13 protein-coding genes and 1 pseudogene are annotated in these 13,385 nt (G+C 69.0%); 7 read left to right on the top strand and 7 right to left on the bottom strand.

Going from position 1 to position 13,385, the window contains the following annotated elements; translation table 11 throughout:
• Nucleotides 1-88 precede the first annotated feature (88 nt).
• Together HMF7854_RS08005 and HMF7854_RS08000 are read left to right on the top strand one after the other, a co-directional pair.
• Nucleotides 89-460: pseudogene (locus HMF7854_RS08005) on the top strand (secondary thiamine-phosphate synthase enzyme YjbQ); the annotation flags it as partial.
• On the top strand, nt 457-933 hold the full coding sequence (locus tag HMF7854_RS08000) for a YbaK/EbsC family protein (RefSeq protein WP_126718620.1): 477 nt from the start codon (nt 457-459) through the stop codon (nt 931-933). The pseudogene HMF7854_RS08005 and the gene HMF7854_RS08000, both read left to right, overlap by 4 nt.
• On the opposite strand, the gene HMF7854_RS07995 is transcribed toward HMF7854_RS08000, so the two are convergent.
• The 3 genes from HMF7854_RS07995 to HMF7854_RS07985 are packed head-to-tail and all read right to left on the bottom strand — an operon-like array spanning nt 910 to nt 3,311.
• A complete protein-coding gene (locus HMF7854_RS07995; RefSeq protein ID WP_126718619.1) occupies nt 910-2,025 on the bottom strand; it encodes an NAD(P)/FAD-dependent oxidoreductase in 1,116 nt (371 codons plus the stop codon). The genes HMF7854_RS08000 and HMF7854_RS07995 overlap by 24 nt on opposite strands.
• A 4-nt stretch (nt 2,026-2,029) precedes the next feature.
• Nucleotides 2,030-3,154 carry an NAD(P) transhydrogenase subunit alpha gene (locus HMF7854_RS07990; RefSeq protein WP_126718618.1) on the bottom strand — a complete coding sequence of 375 codons (1,125 nt, stop codon included), beginning with the start codon at nt 3,152-3,154 and terminating at the stop codon, nt 2,030-2,032.
• A gap of 1 nt (nt 3,155) precedes the next feature.
• Nucleotides 3,156-3,311: an aa3-type cytochrome c oxidase subunit IV gene (locus HMF7854_RS07985; RefSeq protein WP_126718617.1), complete on the bottom strand. Its 156-nt coding sequence runs from the start codon at nt 3,309-3,311 to the stop codon at nt 3,156-3,158.
• 142 nt (nt 3,312-3,453) lie between these two features.
• Between HMF7854_RS07985 and HMF7854_RS07980 the strand changes: the two genes are divergently transcribed.
• From HMF7854_RS07980 to HMF7854_RS07960, 5 genes are all read left to right on the top strand, one after another.
• The gene (locus HMF7854_RS07980) at nt 3,454-4,887 is read left to right on the top strand and encodes a sigma-54-dependent transcriptional regulator (RefSeq protein WP_126718616.1); all 1,434 of its coding nucleotides are present in this window, start codon (nt 3,454-3,456) and stop codon (nt 4,885-4,887) included.
• Nucleotides 4,888-4,936: 49 nt separating this feature from the next.
• Nucleotides 4,937-6,592, top strand: coding sequence for a M28 family metallopeptidase (locus HMF7854_RS07975; RefSeq protein ID WP_126718615.1), 1,656 nt, complete (start codon nt 4,937-4,939; stop codon nt 6,590-6,592).
• A gap of 25 nt (nt 6,593-6,617) precedes the next feature.
• Nucleotides 6,618-7,349 carry a phosphodiester glycosidase family protein gene (locus HMF7854_RS07970; protein WP_185829205.1) on the top strand — a complete coding sequence of 244 codons (732 nt, stop codon included), beginning with the start codon at nt 6,618-6,620 and terminating at the stop codon, nt 7,347-7,349.
• Nucleotides 7,346-8,062: an SDR family NAD(P)-dependent oxidoreductase gene (locus tag HMF7854_RS07965; protein WP_126718613.1), complete on the top strand. Its 717-nt coding sequence runs from the start codon at nt 7,346-7,348 to the stop codon at nt 8,060-8,062. The genes HMF7854_RS07970 and HMF7854_RS07965 overlap by 4 nt, the downstream gene beginning before the upstream one ends.
• A gap of 140 nt (nt 8,063-8,202) precedes the next feature.
• Entirely contained in the window at nt 8,203-9,111 is a 909-nt protein-coding gene (locus HMF7854_RS07960; protein ID WP_126718612.1) for a manganese catalase family protein, read from the top strand.
• Nucleotides 9,112-9,118: 7 nt separating this feature from the next.
• On the opposite strand, the gene folP is transcribed toward HMF7854_RS07960, so the two are convergent.
• The 4 genes from folP to thiD all read right to left on the bottom strand — a co-directional run bounded on the left by folP (nt 9,119) and on the right by thiD (nt 13,370).
• The gene (gene folP / locus HMF7854_RS07955; protein ID WP_126718611.1) at nt 9,119-10,186 is read right to left on the bottom strand and encodes a dihydropteroate synthase; all 1,068 of its coding nucleotides are present in this window, start codon (nt 10,184-10,186) and stop codon (nt 9,119-9,121) included.
• A complete protein-coding gene (locus HMF7854_RS07950) occupies nt 10,187-11,323 on the bottom strand; it encodes a site-specific DNA-methyltransferase (RefSeq protein WP_275402018.1) in 1,137 nt (378 codons plus the stop codon).
• 208 nt (nt 11,324-11,531) lie between these two features.
• Entirely contained in the window at nt 11,532-12,161 is a 630-nt protein-coding gene (locus tag HMF7854_RS07945) for a ribonuclease HII (RefSeq protein WP_126718609.1), read from the bottom strand.
• Between the two features lie 9 nt (nt 12,162-12,170).
• Complete coding sequence (gene thiD / locus HMF7854_RS07940; protein WP_126718608.1) at nt 12,171-13,370, bottom strand: bifunctional hydroxymethylpyrimidine kinase/phosphomethylpyrimidine kinase; 1,200 nt, start codon at nt 13,368-13,370, stop codon at nt 12,171-12,173.
• Between the last annotated feature and the right edge of the window lie 15 nt (nt 13,371-13,385).

The raw sequence follows: 13,385 nt of genomic DNA, 5'->3' as shown, positions 1-13,385 counted from the left end.
ACCGCCTGCTTGTCTCGGTGACGGAGCTTGCTACGGCGCTCCCATGCGGCAAGCCGTCCACCTCCTGTGTCTGTAGCCGCACCGCCCCGGCCTTCACGACGTCACCGGCGCGGTGACCGAGTGGCTCCGCCAGCAAGCCGTCCGTACCGGGCTGCTTACCCTCTTCTGCCGCCACACCTCCGCCTCTCTGCTCGTCCAGGAGAATGCTTCCCCATCTGCCCGGCGCGACCTTGAGCGTGGCCTTGCCCGACTGGCTCCGGAAGGCGATGGCTATGAGCATGACGACGAAGGTCCCGACGACATGCCCGCGCATCTCCGGGCCATGCTAACCCAGACGAGCCTCGCCATCCCCGTGATCGATGGCGAACTGGCACTCGGGACATGGCAGGGCGTCTACCTGTTCGAGCACCGCCGCGGCCCGCAGCGACGGCAGGTGGCGCTCCACCTAATCGGCGAATGAGCGACCGGGTCGCGGCCTGGCTGCGGATCCATGCGCCCGAGCTTCGTATCATCGGTGGCCACGCCAGCACCGCCACGGTCGACGATGCCGCCGCGGCGCTGGGGATCGAACCGGCGCGGGTCGCCAAGAGCCTGGCGGTGCGGGCGGGCGAGCGCGTGCTCCTGCTCGTGACCCGCGGCGACGCGCGGCTCGACAACCGCAAGTTCAAGGACATCTGTGGGACCCGGCCCCGCATGCTCGACCCGGAGGAAACCCACGCGGTCACGGGTCACCCCGTCGGCGGCGTCTGCCCGTTCGCGCTGGCGAGCGCGCTCGAGATCCTATGCGACGTCAGCCTGCGGAGATTCGCGACCGTGTTCCCTGCCGCCGGCTCGCGAACCAGCTCGGTGGAGGTCGCCCCGGAACGACTGGCCGAGATCGCTGGCGCGCGCTGGGTGGACGTGTGCCGGCTACCGGAAGCGTCCGGGCCTTAGCTCGTCCGGCGTCACTGACGCGACGGGCCATCCGGTGCCGCTGACCAGCGCCGCCGCGATCCGCGCCATAACCGGGGCGGTCTGGATGCCGAAGCCGCCCTGCCCGGCCAGCCACAGGAAGGCCGGATCGTCGGGATCGAACCCGACGACCGGCATGCGATCGGGCGAGAAGCTGCGCAGGCCAGCCCAGCGGTGCACCACCCGTTGCACCTTCAGCAAGGTTCGCTCCTCAACCCGGGCCGCGGCGAGCGCCACCTCATGTTCGTCGGCTTGCGAGTCGCAGGCGTCGGTCGGAACCTCGTCGATCGGGGACGCGAACAGACGGCCGCCCTCCGGCGCGAAGTAGAGTTCGTCGCCGACCGTCTTGGCGAACGGCCAATCGCGCCCGTCGAGCCCCTCGGGCGGATCGAAGGTGATGATCGTTCGCCGCCTCGGCTCGAGCCTGATGGACCGCACACCGGCCAGCGCAGCGATATGGTCGGCCCACGCCCCTCCAGCGTTCACGAGCAGGGGCGCCGTGAAGCGCTCGCCCCGCTCGGTCGTCACCACCCAGCCGCTGCCCTGCCGCGCGATGGTGGCGACCCTGGCATCGGAGGCGATCGTCCCGCTGCGACGCCGAAGCCATCCGGCATAGCCATACAGCAATGCGTGGGGATCGAGCCGCAGTGCGCCATGATCAGCAAAACCCGCCACCGCGTCGTCCCCACCGATGCGGAGCGCTGGGCACAACTGGTGCAATCCCGCCTCGTCGAGATCCTCGATCTCGGCGAAAGGAGCCAGGTCGGCCCGCAGCGTGGCCAGTCCGTCGAGCTCGTCTTCGCGCGCGAAGATCAGGAGCGCACGCGGCTCCGCGAGCTTCTCGAATCCGTCCGGCGGACTGGCAAAATGGTCGCGGCTCGCCTGCGTGAGCTTGCGAACGAGCGGATTGCCGAGCGCGTAATGGAGCATCGCCGCGCTTCGACCGCTGCTGTGGAAGCCGAGTGCGTTTTCCCCTTCCAGCAGAATGACTTTGGCCTCGCGCGCCAGTTCGGCCGCAGCCGAGACACCGGCGATCCCGCCGCCGACCACCAGGATGTCGGCGGTGGCCGTCACGACGCTAGGCGGCGAGCCGCTCGCTGACGATCCTGCCGCCGTGGGTGACCCGGATCGCCTTCACGATCTCGTCCTCGTCGGGGAGGACGGGGCCGCCCTGCTCCTTGTCCCAATAGGCGGACAGGAAGTTGAACAAGTTGCGGGCGAACAGCGCCGACGCATCGGACGCCAGCGTCGCGGCGAGGTTCGACGCGCCGACGATCTTGACGCCGTGCCGCTCGACCGTCTGCCCGTCGACCGTGCCCTCGACGTTCCCGCCCGCGCTCGCCGCAAGATCGACGATCACCGAACCCGGCCGCATCGAAGCGATCTGCTGATCGCTGATCAGCCGCGGCGCCGGCTTGCCCGGGATGAGCGCGGTGGTGACGACGATGTCCTGCTTGGCGAGATGGCCGGAGACGAGCTCGGCCTGGGCGCGGCGATATTCCTCGCTGGTCTCGCCCGCGTAGCCGCCCTGCCCCTCGCCTTCGATCCCCGCCGCATTCTCGACGAAGATCGGCTTGGCACCGAGTGACTGGATCTGCTCCTTGGTGGCCGAGCGTACGTCAGTCGCGCTGACCTGCGCGCCAAGCCGCTTGGCGGTGGCGATGGCCTGCAGGCCGGCAACGCCAACCCCCATCACGAACACCCGCGCCGGACTGACGGTGCCTGCCGCGGTCATCATCATCGGGAATGCCCTGCCGTAGAGCGAGGCACCGTCGACCACCGCCTTGTAGCCGGCGAGGTTGGACTGGGAGGACAGGATATCCATCGACTGGGCGCGGGTGATGCGCGGCATCCACTCCATCGCCAAAGCTTCCAGCCCGGCCGCAGAATAGGCCTCGATGTCGCTGCGCCGGCGAAACGGATCGAGCGCCGCGACGAGCCGCGTGCCGCTGCGTGCCCCGGCAAGGCTGGCGGGCTCGGGCCCGTTGATGCCTAGGATAAAGTCGGCCCCGGTCAATGCGTCGGCGCGGCTCGCCAGGCTGGCGCCCGCCGCTTCGAAGTCGGCGTCGCTGATCGCGGCGCCCTGTCCGGCCCCTGCCTCGATCACGACGCTGGCGCCAAGCCCGACGAATTTCTTCACCGTCTCAGGGATGGCCGCGACCCGCGGCTCGCCCCCGCTTTCCTTGAGAACGGCGATCTTCATGTCAGTTCGCGATGATGAAGACGACAGCCATCGCAATCACGAAAACGATGATGGCGCCATATTTCACGACCTTGGTGAACCCCTCGTAGTTCCGGACATGGGCCTTCATGTCGCTCGAGGCGGGTTCGGTGGTGCTGCTGTGCGTGTCGGCTGCCATCGGCTGCCCTCCTGTTGATGCAATTTTGCCGCTTCCTAGCAAGCAAAGCTGCGGGAGCGGAAGCCCTGCGCAACCGCACCGGAGGCTTTAACCGCCTTTTCACTCGTCGCGCTTATGGTTGCCTGCGCCGAAAGGACACTCCATGCGCCCTGAGACCGTTCGATCGCTGCTCCTGCTCGACGCCGACGCCGGCGAGCGCCGCCGCGTGTCCGCCACCGCCAGCCGGGCGGGGTGGAGCACGCTGGGCGCCTCCTGCCCCGATAGTGCGGCCGAGCTGCTGCGCGGCCCGCAGGGACAGGATGTCCGTGCCGCCATCATCGGCGCATGGGACCCGCACGATGGTCCGCGGAGCATCGCGGCCCTGCGCGCGACTCGGCCCAACCTCCCGATCATCGTGCTTGCCGACGGCAACAGCGTCGGGCGCGCGGTCGAAGCGATGCGCGCGGGCGCCACCGACTTCCTGATCCGACCGGTCGCGCCGGAGCGGCTGCTGGAGGCGCTGACCGTCAACTCGGACCGCCGCCGGCCAGCCGGCGAGCTCGTCCCGATCTCGGAGAAGATTTCCTCGCCGCTGCCGCTCGAGCAGCTGGTCGGCGCCGCGCCGGACTTCCGCGCCGCACTCGCGGTCGCCGCGAAGGCGGCGCGCAGCCGCCTCCCGCTGCTGATCGTCGGCGAAGCAGGTACTGGCCGCGAGACGATCGCGCGCGCGGTACATGCCGCCAGCCCCCGCGCCCGTGGTCCGGTCCGCCAGGTCGATTGCAAGGCGATCGCCCCCAACATCATCGATTCGGAACTCTTCGGGCATGTCGCCGGCGCCTTCCCCGGTGCCTTCGACGAGAAGGTCGGCGCGCTGGTCCAGTGCGACGGCGGAACGCTCCTCCTCGACGAGGTCGGTTCCCTCCCGCTCGAAACTCAGCAGCGCCTCGACCGCGTGTTGGCGACCGGCGAAGTCCGTCCGGTCGGCTGCAACGGCAGCAACAGCGTCGACGTCCGGGTCATCGCCACTGCCAGCGGAGAACTGCCGTCGGACTTCGACCCGGGTCTTGCCGAGCGACTCAAGTCGACGATCGTCGCCGTTCCGCCGCTGCGCGATCGGAGCGGGGACATTCCCGCACTGGTCAGGCATTTCCTAGCCCGCTTCGCCAGCGAACCGGGAATGACCGAGCTGTCGATCGGCAATGACGGACTTGCGGTGCTGATGCGCTACGGCTGGCCCGGCAACGTCCGGCAGCTCTCCGGCGTGCTGTTCCGCGCCGCGCTGCAATGCACCGGGTCGGCGCTCACCGCGCACGATTTCCCGCACATCGCCATCCAGTCCCGTTTTTCCGGACGGGCGGGCGATTTCGCTCCGGAATTGAGCAAGGTCACCAGCCAGGCGGCGTTGGGCGCCTCGCCGATCACCGTGTTCCGCGCCGACGGCCATCTCCGCAGCCTGGAGGAAATCGAGGCCGACCTCATCCGCCTCGCCATCGGCCACTACCGCGGCCGCATGACCGAGGTCGCGCGCCGGCTCGGGATCGGTCGCTCGACGCTGTACCGCAAGCTCAGCGAACTGGGGATCGACAGCGCAGCCTGAGCGGCGGTTCCGGCTGGACGCGGGCGCTCTCCCGCGTCACTGAGGAACGATGCGCAAGTCCCTGGTTCTGCTTCTCGCCGCCGCATCGGTCCCCGCCGCCGCTGCTCCCTCCGCCGCTCCCGCGGTGAACACCGCCAGGATGTCCGAGATCACCCGGACGCTCGCCTCCGAGGCGTTCGAGGGCCGCGCGCCGGGGACGCCGGGGGAAGCGAAGACGATCCCCTATCTGATTGAACAGTTCCGCGCCGCGGGGCTCCAGCCCGCGGGCGAGAATGGCGGTTGGACCCAAAAGGTGCCGATGATCCGCACCCGGCTCCAGAATGTCCGGATGAGCATCGCGCAGGACGGCCAGACCGTTCCCCTGCGCTTTCCCGACGATGTCTACGTCTCCACCCAGAAGGCGGTAGACCAGGCGCGGATCGCAGCCGCCCCGCTAGTCTTCGTCGGCTATGGCGTGAGCGCGCCGGAGCGCGGCTGGGACGACTTCAAGGGCGCGGACCTTCGCGGCAAGGTCGCGGTCATCCTCGTCAACGACCCCGACTACGAAGCGAAGCCGGGCGAGCCGGTGGCCGGCAAGTTCGGCGGTCCGACGATGACCTACTACGGCCGCTGGACCTACAAATATGAGGAAGCCGCACGGCGCGGGGCGATCGGCGCCCTGATCGTTCACGAGACCGGCGGCGCGGGCTACGGCTGGAACGTCGTCCAGAGCAGCGGCGGCGAGAACTACAACATCGTCCTGCCGGCAGGAGCGCAGCAACCGGTCCTGCTTCAGGGCTGGATCCAGCGCCCGGTCGCGGAGGCGATGTTCCGACGTGCCGGGCTCGATTACGACACGCTAAAGCGGCAGGCGCGGACTTCCGCCTTCCGGCCGATCGACCTGCACGCGACGCTGAGCGCGGACAGCGCGGTCGAGCTCACCCATCTCACTAGCCAGAACGTGCTCGGCCAGATTCGCGGCAGCCGCTTCCCCGCGGAGACGGTCAGTTATGGCGGCCACTGGGATGCCTATGGCGTCGGCAAGCCCGATGCGCAGGGCCGGACGATCCGCCCCGGGGCCGCCGACGACGGGCTCGGCCTTGCCGGCATGCTCGAGATCGCCCGGATGTTCAGAGCCGGTCCCAGGCCGCAGCGCACCGTCCTGTTCGCCGCCTGGACTGGCGAGGAGCGCGGCCTGCTCGGCAGCGAATACTACGCCCGTCACCCGCTCTTCCCGCACGAGACGATGGCGGCGAACCTCACGCTGGACACGCTCCAGTTCGCCGGGCCGACCCGCGACACCGTGGTGATCGGCCGCGGGCAGGACAGCCTCGAGGACATGATGGCCGAGGAAGCCCGCAAGCAGGGCCGCAGCGTCACTGTCGAGAGCCATCCCGAGCGCGGCCTCTTCTACCGGGCCGATCATTTCAGCTTCGCCAAGCGGGGCGTACCGACGCTGCTGACGATGGCGCTGGCGGGCGAATATGACCTGGTCGACGGCGGACGTCCCGCCGGTGCCAAGTGGCTCGCCGACTACACGGGCAACTGCTACCACCAGACCTGCGACGAGTGGAGCGCAAGCTGGAACCTCGGCGGCGCCGCGCAGGAGGTCGACATGATGTACCGGATCGGCGCCCGGCTTGCGAACAGCCGCATCTGGCCGAGCTGGAAGCCCAGCAGCGAGTTCGCGCCGATTCGCCGCCAGAGCGCCGCCCGACGCCGCTAGCATGAAGCTGGTGCTCGCCCTGCTGGTGCTGCTCGCCGCGTGCCGGCGGGGCGAGCCCGCACCGGCGCCCGGTTCCCAGGCGCTCGCCGACGGCCCCTGCTCGCAGCAGCTGTTCGAGGGCAGCCGGTTCAGCGTGTGCCCGGCCGGCGACCTGCGGATTGAGACCCGCTGGGCCGATCGCCAGGGCCGACCGTTCCGCGGCTTCGTGGCGCTGGAGCAGGCGCTCGGCGCGCAGGCGGAGCGGGTCGCCTTCGCGATGAACGCCGGCATGTTCGGCCATGCGAACGAGCCCATCGGCCTCTACGTCGAGGATCACCGCACCCTCGCCGAGCTCAATCGGCGAAAGGGTGGCGGCAATTTTCATGTGATGCCCAACGGCGTCTTTCTCGTGCGCGACGACGGTAAGGCCGCGGTGGTGACCTCCGCCGAGTTCCAACCGTCGCCGAATATCCGCTTCGCCACCCAGTCCGGACCGATGCTGGTCGTCGCGGGCGCGATCAACCCGCGCTTCTCGGCGGACAGCCCGTCCCGCTACGTGCGCAACGGCGTGGGCATCGGGCCGGATGGTCGACCGGTATTCGTCATGAGCGACGACGAGGTGTCGATGGGCAAGTTCGCGCGCTTTTTCCAGCAGGCGCTCCATTGCCGCGATGCCTTGTACCTCGACGGCTCGGTGAGCTCCCTGTGGGTGCCCGAACACGGCCGCCGCGACGCCTTTGCCGCGATTGGCCCGATGATCGTGGCGCTGCGGCCATGAGCTTCGCCGGCAAGCGCGTCCTGATCACAGGCGCGGCCTCCGGAATCGGCCGCGCCGTCGCCGAACGCCTCCACATCGAGGGCGCCGAGCTGCTGCTGGTCGACCGCGAGCCCATCGACCTGCCCGGCCGACATCATCGGGGAGACGTTGCGGACGAGGCGCTGTGGGAGAAGGTCGAGCTCGGCCCGCTCGATCATGCACTGGTCTGCGCCGGTGTCGCCGGCGCAGCCCCGATCGTCGGCCTCGATTACGCCGAATGGCGCCGCATTCTCGGCGTCAACCTCGACGGCGCCTTCCTGACGCTTCGAGCGGCGATGCGCTCGCTGGTCGACGGCGGCTCGGCGGTCGTGGTCGCCTCCGCTGCCGGGGTGAAGGCGGAACCCGGTATCGCTGCCTATGCCGCTTCCAAGGCCGGTGCGATCCAGCTCGCCAGGGTCGCCGCCAAGGAAGGCGCACCGCGCGGTGTCCGGGTCAACGCCGTCGCGCCCGGCGGGGTCGAGACGCCGATCTGGGACTCGGTCCCGATGTTCGCCCAGCGCGCAGCCGAGGTCGGCCGGAGCGCCGCCTTCGACGAGATGGCGCGCATGGCGACACCGCTCGGCCGCTACGCCACGGCGGAGGAGATCGCGGCGCAGATCCTCTTCCTGCTCTCGGATGCGGCGGCGACGATCACCGGCGCGGTCCTAGTCAGCGACGGCGGCTACTCGCTTTAGGAGGACAGCCGCTAACCTATGTCAGCGGCGACCTCGTTCGATGTGCGCAACGTCGCGCCGCATGTTCCTCTGGCCGCCTCCTGAGGCAACGTGCGGCGGTTGCGGGACGTAGGTTGAGCTCCTCCCTGGAGCGTCCCCCGATGTTCATCCACAACAAGAAGCTTCAATATACCGTCCGCGTCAACGAACCGGATCCGGTCCTCGGCACCTTCATGCTCGAACAGTTCGGCGGTCCTGACGGGGAGCTGGCGGCGGCCATGCGCTACTTCAGTCAGGGTCTCTCGGAAGACGACCCCAGGCGCAAGGACATGCTGATGGACATTGCCACCGAGGAACTCAGCCACCTCGAAGTGATCGGTTCGATCGTCGCCATGCTCTGCAAGGGCGCCAAGGCCTCGATGACCGAGGGTACGATGGAGGAAGCGGAACTCTACCGCGAGATCAACGGAGGCGGGATCAGCCACACGGAGTCGATCCTCTACGGCGGCGGCCCGGCGTTCGTGAATTCGGCGGGTGTCCCCTTCAACGGACATTACATCGACACTCGCGGCGAGCCGACGGTCGACCTTCGCTCCAACATCGCCGCGGAGGCGCGGGCCAAGATCGTCTACGAGCGGCTGATCAACATCACCGACGACCCGGGCGTGAAGGACGCCCTCAACTTTCTGATGACCCGCGAGGTCGCGCACCAGAAAAGCTTCGAGAAGGCACTCTACTCCATCGAGAACAACTTCCCGCCGGGCAAGCTGCCGGGCGACGATCGCTACGCCAGCGTCTACGTGAACACCTCGCAGGGTGAGGGCGATGCGACTGGTCCGTGGAACAGCGGGCCCCAGTGGGACCGCATCGACGATCTGACCAAGAGCCTTCCGGTCGATGGCGGCGACGGAGTTGCCAGCGTGCAGCTTGCCAGCGACGAAATGGACGACCTCAAGGCGGCGGCGACCCGGACCCGGTCGAACAGCAGCGAGGATCCCACAACCGGTGCGGACCTCGGGGCAGGACCAGGTGCCGGCCGAACCAAAGAGGTCGCGGCCGAATGCCAATAGGCCGAGGTCAGCGCGGGGTCAGCGCCTGGTCGCGCAGGCCCCGCCAGACTCGCAGCGCCTGGACCGTCTCGAACACGTCGTGCACCCGGACGATCTGGGCGCCCTGCTCCACCGCCTTGAGCGCGAACGCGATACTGCCCGCCACCCGGCGGTCTGCCGGCGCCTCCCCGGACAGCGCCCCGATGGTCCGCTTGCGACTGGCCCCGAACAGGAGTGGGCAGCCGAGCGAATGGAACAGCGCAAGATTGTTGATGAGCTCGAGATTGTGCGCGACCGTCTTGCCGAAGCCGATGCCGGGATCGACGAGGATGTTCGAACGAGCGATGCCCGCCGCCTCCGCCGCCCCAATCCGCACGGCCAGCCAGTCGTACACCTCGACCACGACGTCGCCGTAGCGCGGCGCGTCCTGCATCGTCTGCGGGTCACCCTGATGATGCATGATCGCCACCGGCACCCCGGCGGCCGCGACGATCCCCGCGGAGCGCTCGTCCCAGGTCAAGCCCGACACGTCGTTGACCATCCGCGCGCCCGCCCCGAGGGCCGCTTCCATCACCGCCGACTTGCGCGTGTCGATCGACACTGCCGCGCCGCTCGTCGCGAGCTGCCGGACGATGGGAACAATCCGCTCGATCTCGTCGCCTTCCCAGACGGGCTTGGCGCCGGGCCGCGTGCTTTCGCCGCCGACATCAACGATCGCCGCGCCGGCCGCCGCGAGGTCGGCTCCCGCGCTGGCTGCCTCTGCGGGAGAAGCGAATTGGCCGCCGTCGGAAAAGCTGTCGGGCGTGGCGTTGACGATCGCCATGACCTGCGGCTGGTCCAGCCGCACCACCCGCTCGCCGAGCCGGAGCGGCGCCCGGACGGCGGTGAGTGCCGCCCATTGCGCCGCCGTGTCGGCCTTAAGGCGCGCCTCGAGACCTTCGACTGGGACCAGCTCCGAGGCCGCTCGGCGTCCTCCCTCGACGGTGACCAGCTCGACGCTGCCGAACCAGTTCAGACCGCCGGCGAGCCGCGCGACCTTGCCGTCGTGGCCGAAGGGTGAATCGACGAAGCCCGTCGGCCGGATCAGCGTGCGCACTTAGAGGCCGGCGAGATGCTTCTGCCGAAGCGCGTCGATGACGACCAGCGCACCGTCCTGCTCGACATGCCAGAACGTCCATCCGTTGCAGCTTGGCGCGCCCTGAAGCGCGGCACCGACCTTGTGGATCGAGCCCGAATGCTCTGCGCATGCCAGGCTGCCGTCGGCCCGCACGCTGGCCGTCCAGCGCCGCTTGGAATCGGTCAGCGTAGCGCCCGGCGGCACCATCCCGCTCTCGACCAGCAGACCGAAGGCAACGCGCGGCTGACTGCGCTTGTCGGCAACGGTCTGCATGGCGCTTTCGTCCAGCGGCAGGGTCGAGGCGATGCGTTCGGAGGCAACCTTCACATAGGCCCGCTCGCGCTCGATCCCGATCCACCGCCGCTGGAGCCGGCGCGCCACCGCGCCGGTCGTCCCGGTCCCGAAGAAGGGGTCGAGCACCACGTCGCCCGGCTTGGTGCAGGCGAGCAGAATCCGGTAGAGCAGCGCCTCCGGCTTTTGCGTCGGATGTGCCTTGCCGCCGTCGTTGCCCTTCACCCGCTCCCCGCCCGAGCAGATCGGCAGCACCCAGTCCGACCGCATCTGCAGGTCGTCGTTCAGCGCCTTCATCGCGCGATAGTTGAAGGTGTAGCGGGCCTTCTCGTCCTTGGCGCACCACAGCAGGGTCTCGTGCGCATTGGTGAAGCGGGTGCCGCGGAAGTTAGGCATCGGGTTGGCCTTGCGCCAGACGATGTCGTTGAGGATCCAGAAGTCGGCATCCTGCAGCAGCGAGCCGACGCGGTAGATGTTGTGGTAGCTGCCGATGACCCAGATCGTGCCGTTGTCCTTGAGGATCCGCCGCGCCTCCGCAAGCCACTCGCGGGTGAAATCGTCATAGGCGGCCAGGCTGTCGAACTTGTCCCAGTCGTCGTCGCAGGCATCCACGCGCCCGCCCTCGGGGCGGAACAGCTCGCCGCCGAGCTGGAGATTGTAGGGCGGGTCGGCGAAGATCATGTCGACCGACTTGGCCGGCAGGCGCGCCATCTCGGTGATGCAGTCGCCCATCAGGATCTGGTCGAGCGGCAGCGTCCAGGTCGGGGCCTCGCGCTTGGCGAGCGGCCGCGAGCGGCCGAGTTCCTCCGTGACGGGAAGAATCATGTTCATCGGTGACGTGCCCCCAAGAGATTGCATGGCAGGGTGAGTCCGCGCGGACTCCGCGTCAACAGAAGAAGGGTTAACGCGACCCGGGCGAGCGGCGGAACGGAAGGAGTCCATTCCGAGCCGGGCACAAGATGTTGAGTCATCGCGAGTCTTCCGGACTCAATCGGTAGTGGTGTGGCGCAATTGACTCGTTACGGGCGCATTCTCATTCCGCGGCGAACAGCATCGGCTGGGACCAGCTCTCGACCATTTCGCGGACCAGCCCGAAGCTGCGCCGATGGAGCGGTGTCGGTCCGAGCTCCCGAAGCGCGCGGCGGTGGTCGGGAGTCGGATAGCCGCGGTTGCTCTCCCACCCGTAGCCCGGATGATCGAGGGCATATTCGGCCATCAGCCGGTCGCGGGTGACCTTGGCGACGATCGAGGCCGCGGCGATCGAGCGGCACTTGGCGTCGCCGGCAACGACCGCCCGGCTTGGCCGCTCCCATTTCGGACAGCGGTTGCCGTCGACCATGACGAACGCGGGCTCGACCCCAAGCGCCGCAACGGCGCGGGTCATCGCCAGCATCCTCGCCCAGTAGATGTTGATCCGGTCGATCTCCTCGACGCTGCAGACCCCGACGGCGAACACCGCGACCTTCTGCAGCTTGGCGTAGATCGCCTCGCGAGTCTCGAGGTCGAGCTTCTTCGAATCGTCGATCCCGCGCGGGAACCGGTCGCGGTCGAGGATCACCGCCGCCGCAACGACCGGCCCGGCAAGCGGCGCGCAGCCGGCTTCGTCGACCCCGGCGAGCGGCATCGGATGGTCGCGTTCGAGCTTGAAGCAGGGGCGAGGCATGCCCCTCGTTTACCGGCTCGCGGCAGCCTCGTCATCCACCCGCCAGGGCGGAAAGCGCCGGTTCTCGCCCGCATGATAGAGAAAGATGATGTTGCCGTCGGGGTCGCGCAGCCGCGCCTCCCGCCACATCCATGGCTGGCCGCGCGGGCCATGCTCGAAGGCCACGCCAGCCCGGGCCAGTGCCTCCACCCGCTCGTCGAGGTCATCGCACTCGAAATAGACGGCAGTGGTGGCGCGGACCTCCTCCTCGGGGTCGACCTGGAGCGAGAAGGTCCCGCCGCCGGCTGTCTCGAAGCGGGCATAATTGTCCTTGCTGTCGACGATCTGGCGAAGGCCGAGCCGGCGGTAGAAACCAACCGAGCGGTCATAGTCCCTGACCGTTACCGTCACCTGGTTGAGCCGCGGGCCGCCGATCGGCCCGGCATCGAGGCGGACCCGGCCCTGCCCCATCGGCCCGTGCCCCTGCCCCAGTCCCGGAGCTTCGCGCAAAGCGACGCGGACGAATTCGCGCGCGCGGCCAACCGCCTTGGGCAGGCTCATGCCGGCCGCGAGGTTCGTCGCGATCGCGCTCGCCAGCGTGCAGCCGGTGCCATGATTGTGCTCCGTCTCGATCCGGCTGCCCTGCCAGCTGGTGATATTGTCTTCCTCGATCAGCGCGTCGGCGATCGCCTCGCCTTCGTCGTGGCCGCCCTTGACCAGCACCGCGCAGCCATGGCGCGAGACGAGCGCCAGCGCCGCGCTGACGGGATCGTCCTCGGCCCCGGCCAGCCGCTGCAGCTCCGGCAGGTTCGGCGTCGCGATGGTCGCCAGTTCCATCAGTTCGCCGAACGCGGCGACGGTCGCCTCGTCGGCGAGCGGCGCACCGCTGGTCGCCACCATGACGGGATCGAAGACGACCGGCACCGGCTGCTCCAGCGCGCGCAGCCGCTCGGCGACCAGCCGCGCGGTGAAGGCGCTTCCGATCATCCCGATCTTCACCGCATCGACACCGATGTCGCCCACCACCGCGTCGATCTGCGCCAGCACCGTTTCCGCCGGGACCGGATGGACGGCGCTGACACCGAGCGTGTTCTGCGCCGTAATCGCCGTGATGGCGGTCATCGCATGCCCCCCCAGCATGGTGACGGTCTTAATGTCCGCCTGGATACCCGCCCCGCCCCCGCTGTCGGAGCCGGCGATGATGAGGATGCGAGGGACGGTCGTCGGCATTCTCTCCGCGACCTA

Source organism: Sphingomonas ginkgonis (assembly GCF_003970925.1).
GTDB lineage: Bacteria > Pseudomonadota > Alphaproteobacteria > Sphingomonadales > Sphingomonadaceae > Sphingomicrobium > Sphingomicrobium ginkgonis.
Note: the sequence above shows the minus strand (reverse complement) of the source record. Positions and strands in the feature narration are given on the sequence as shown.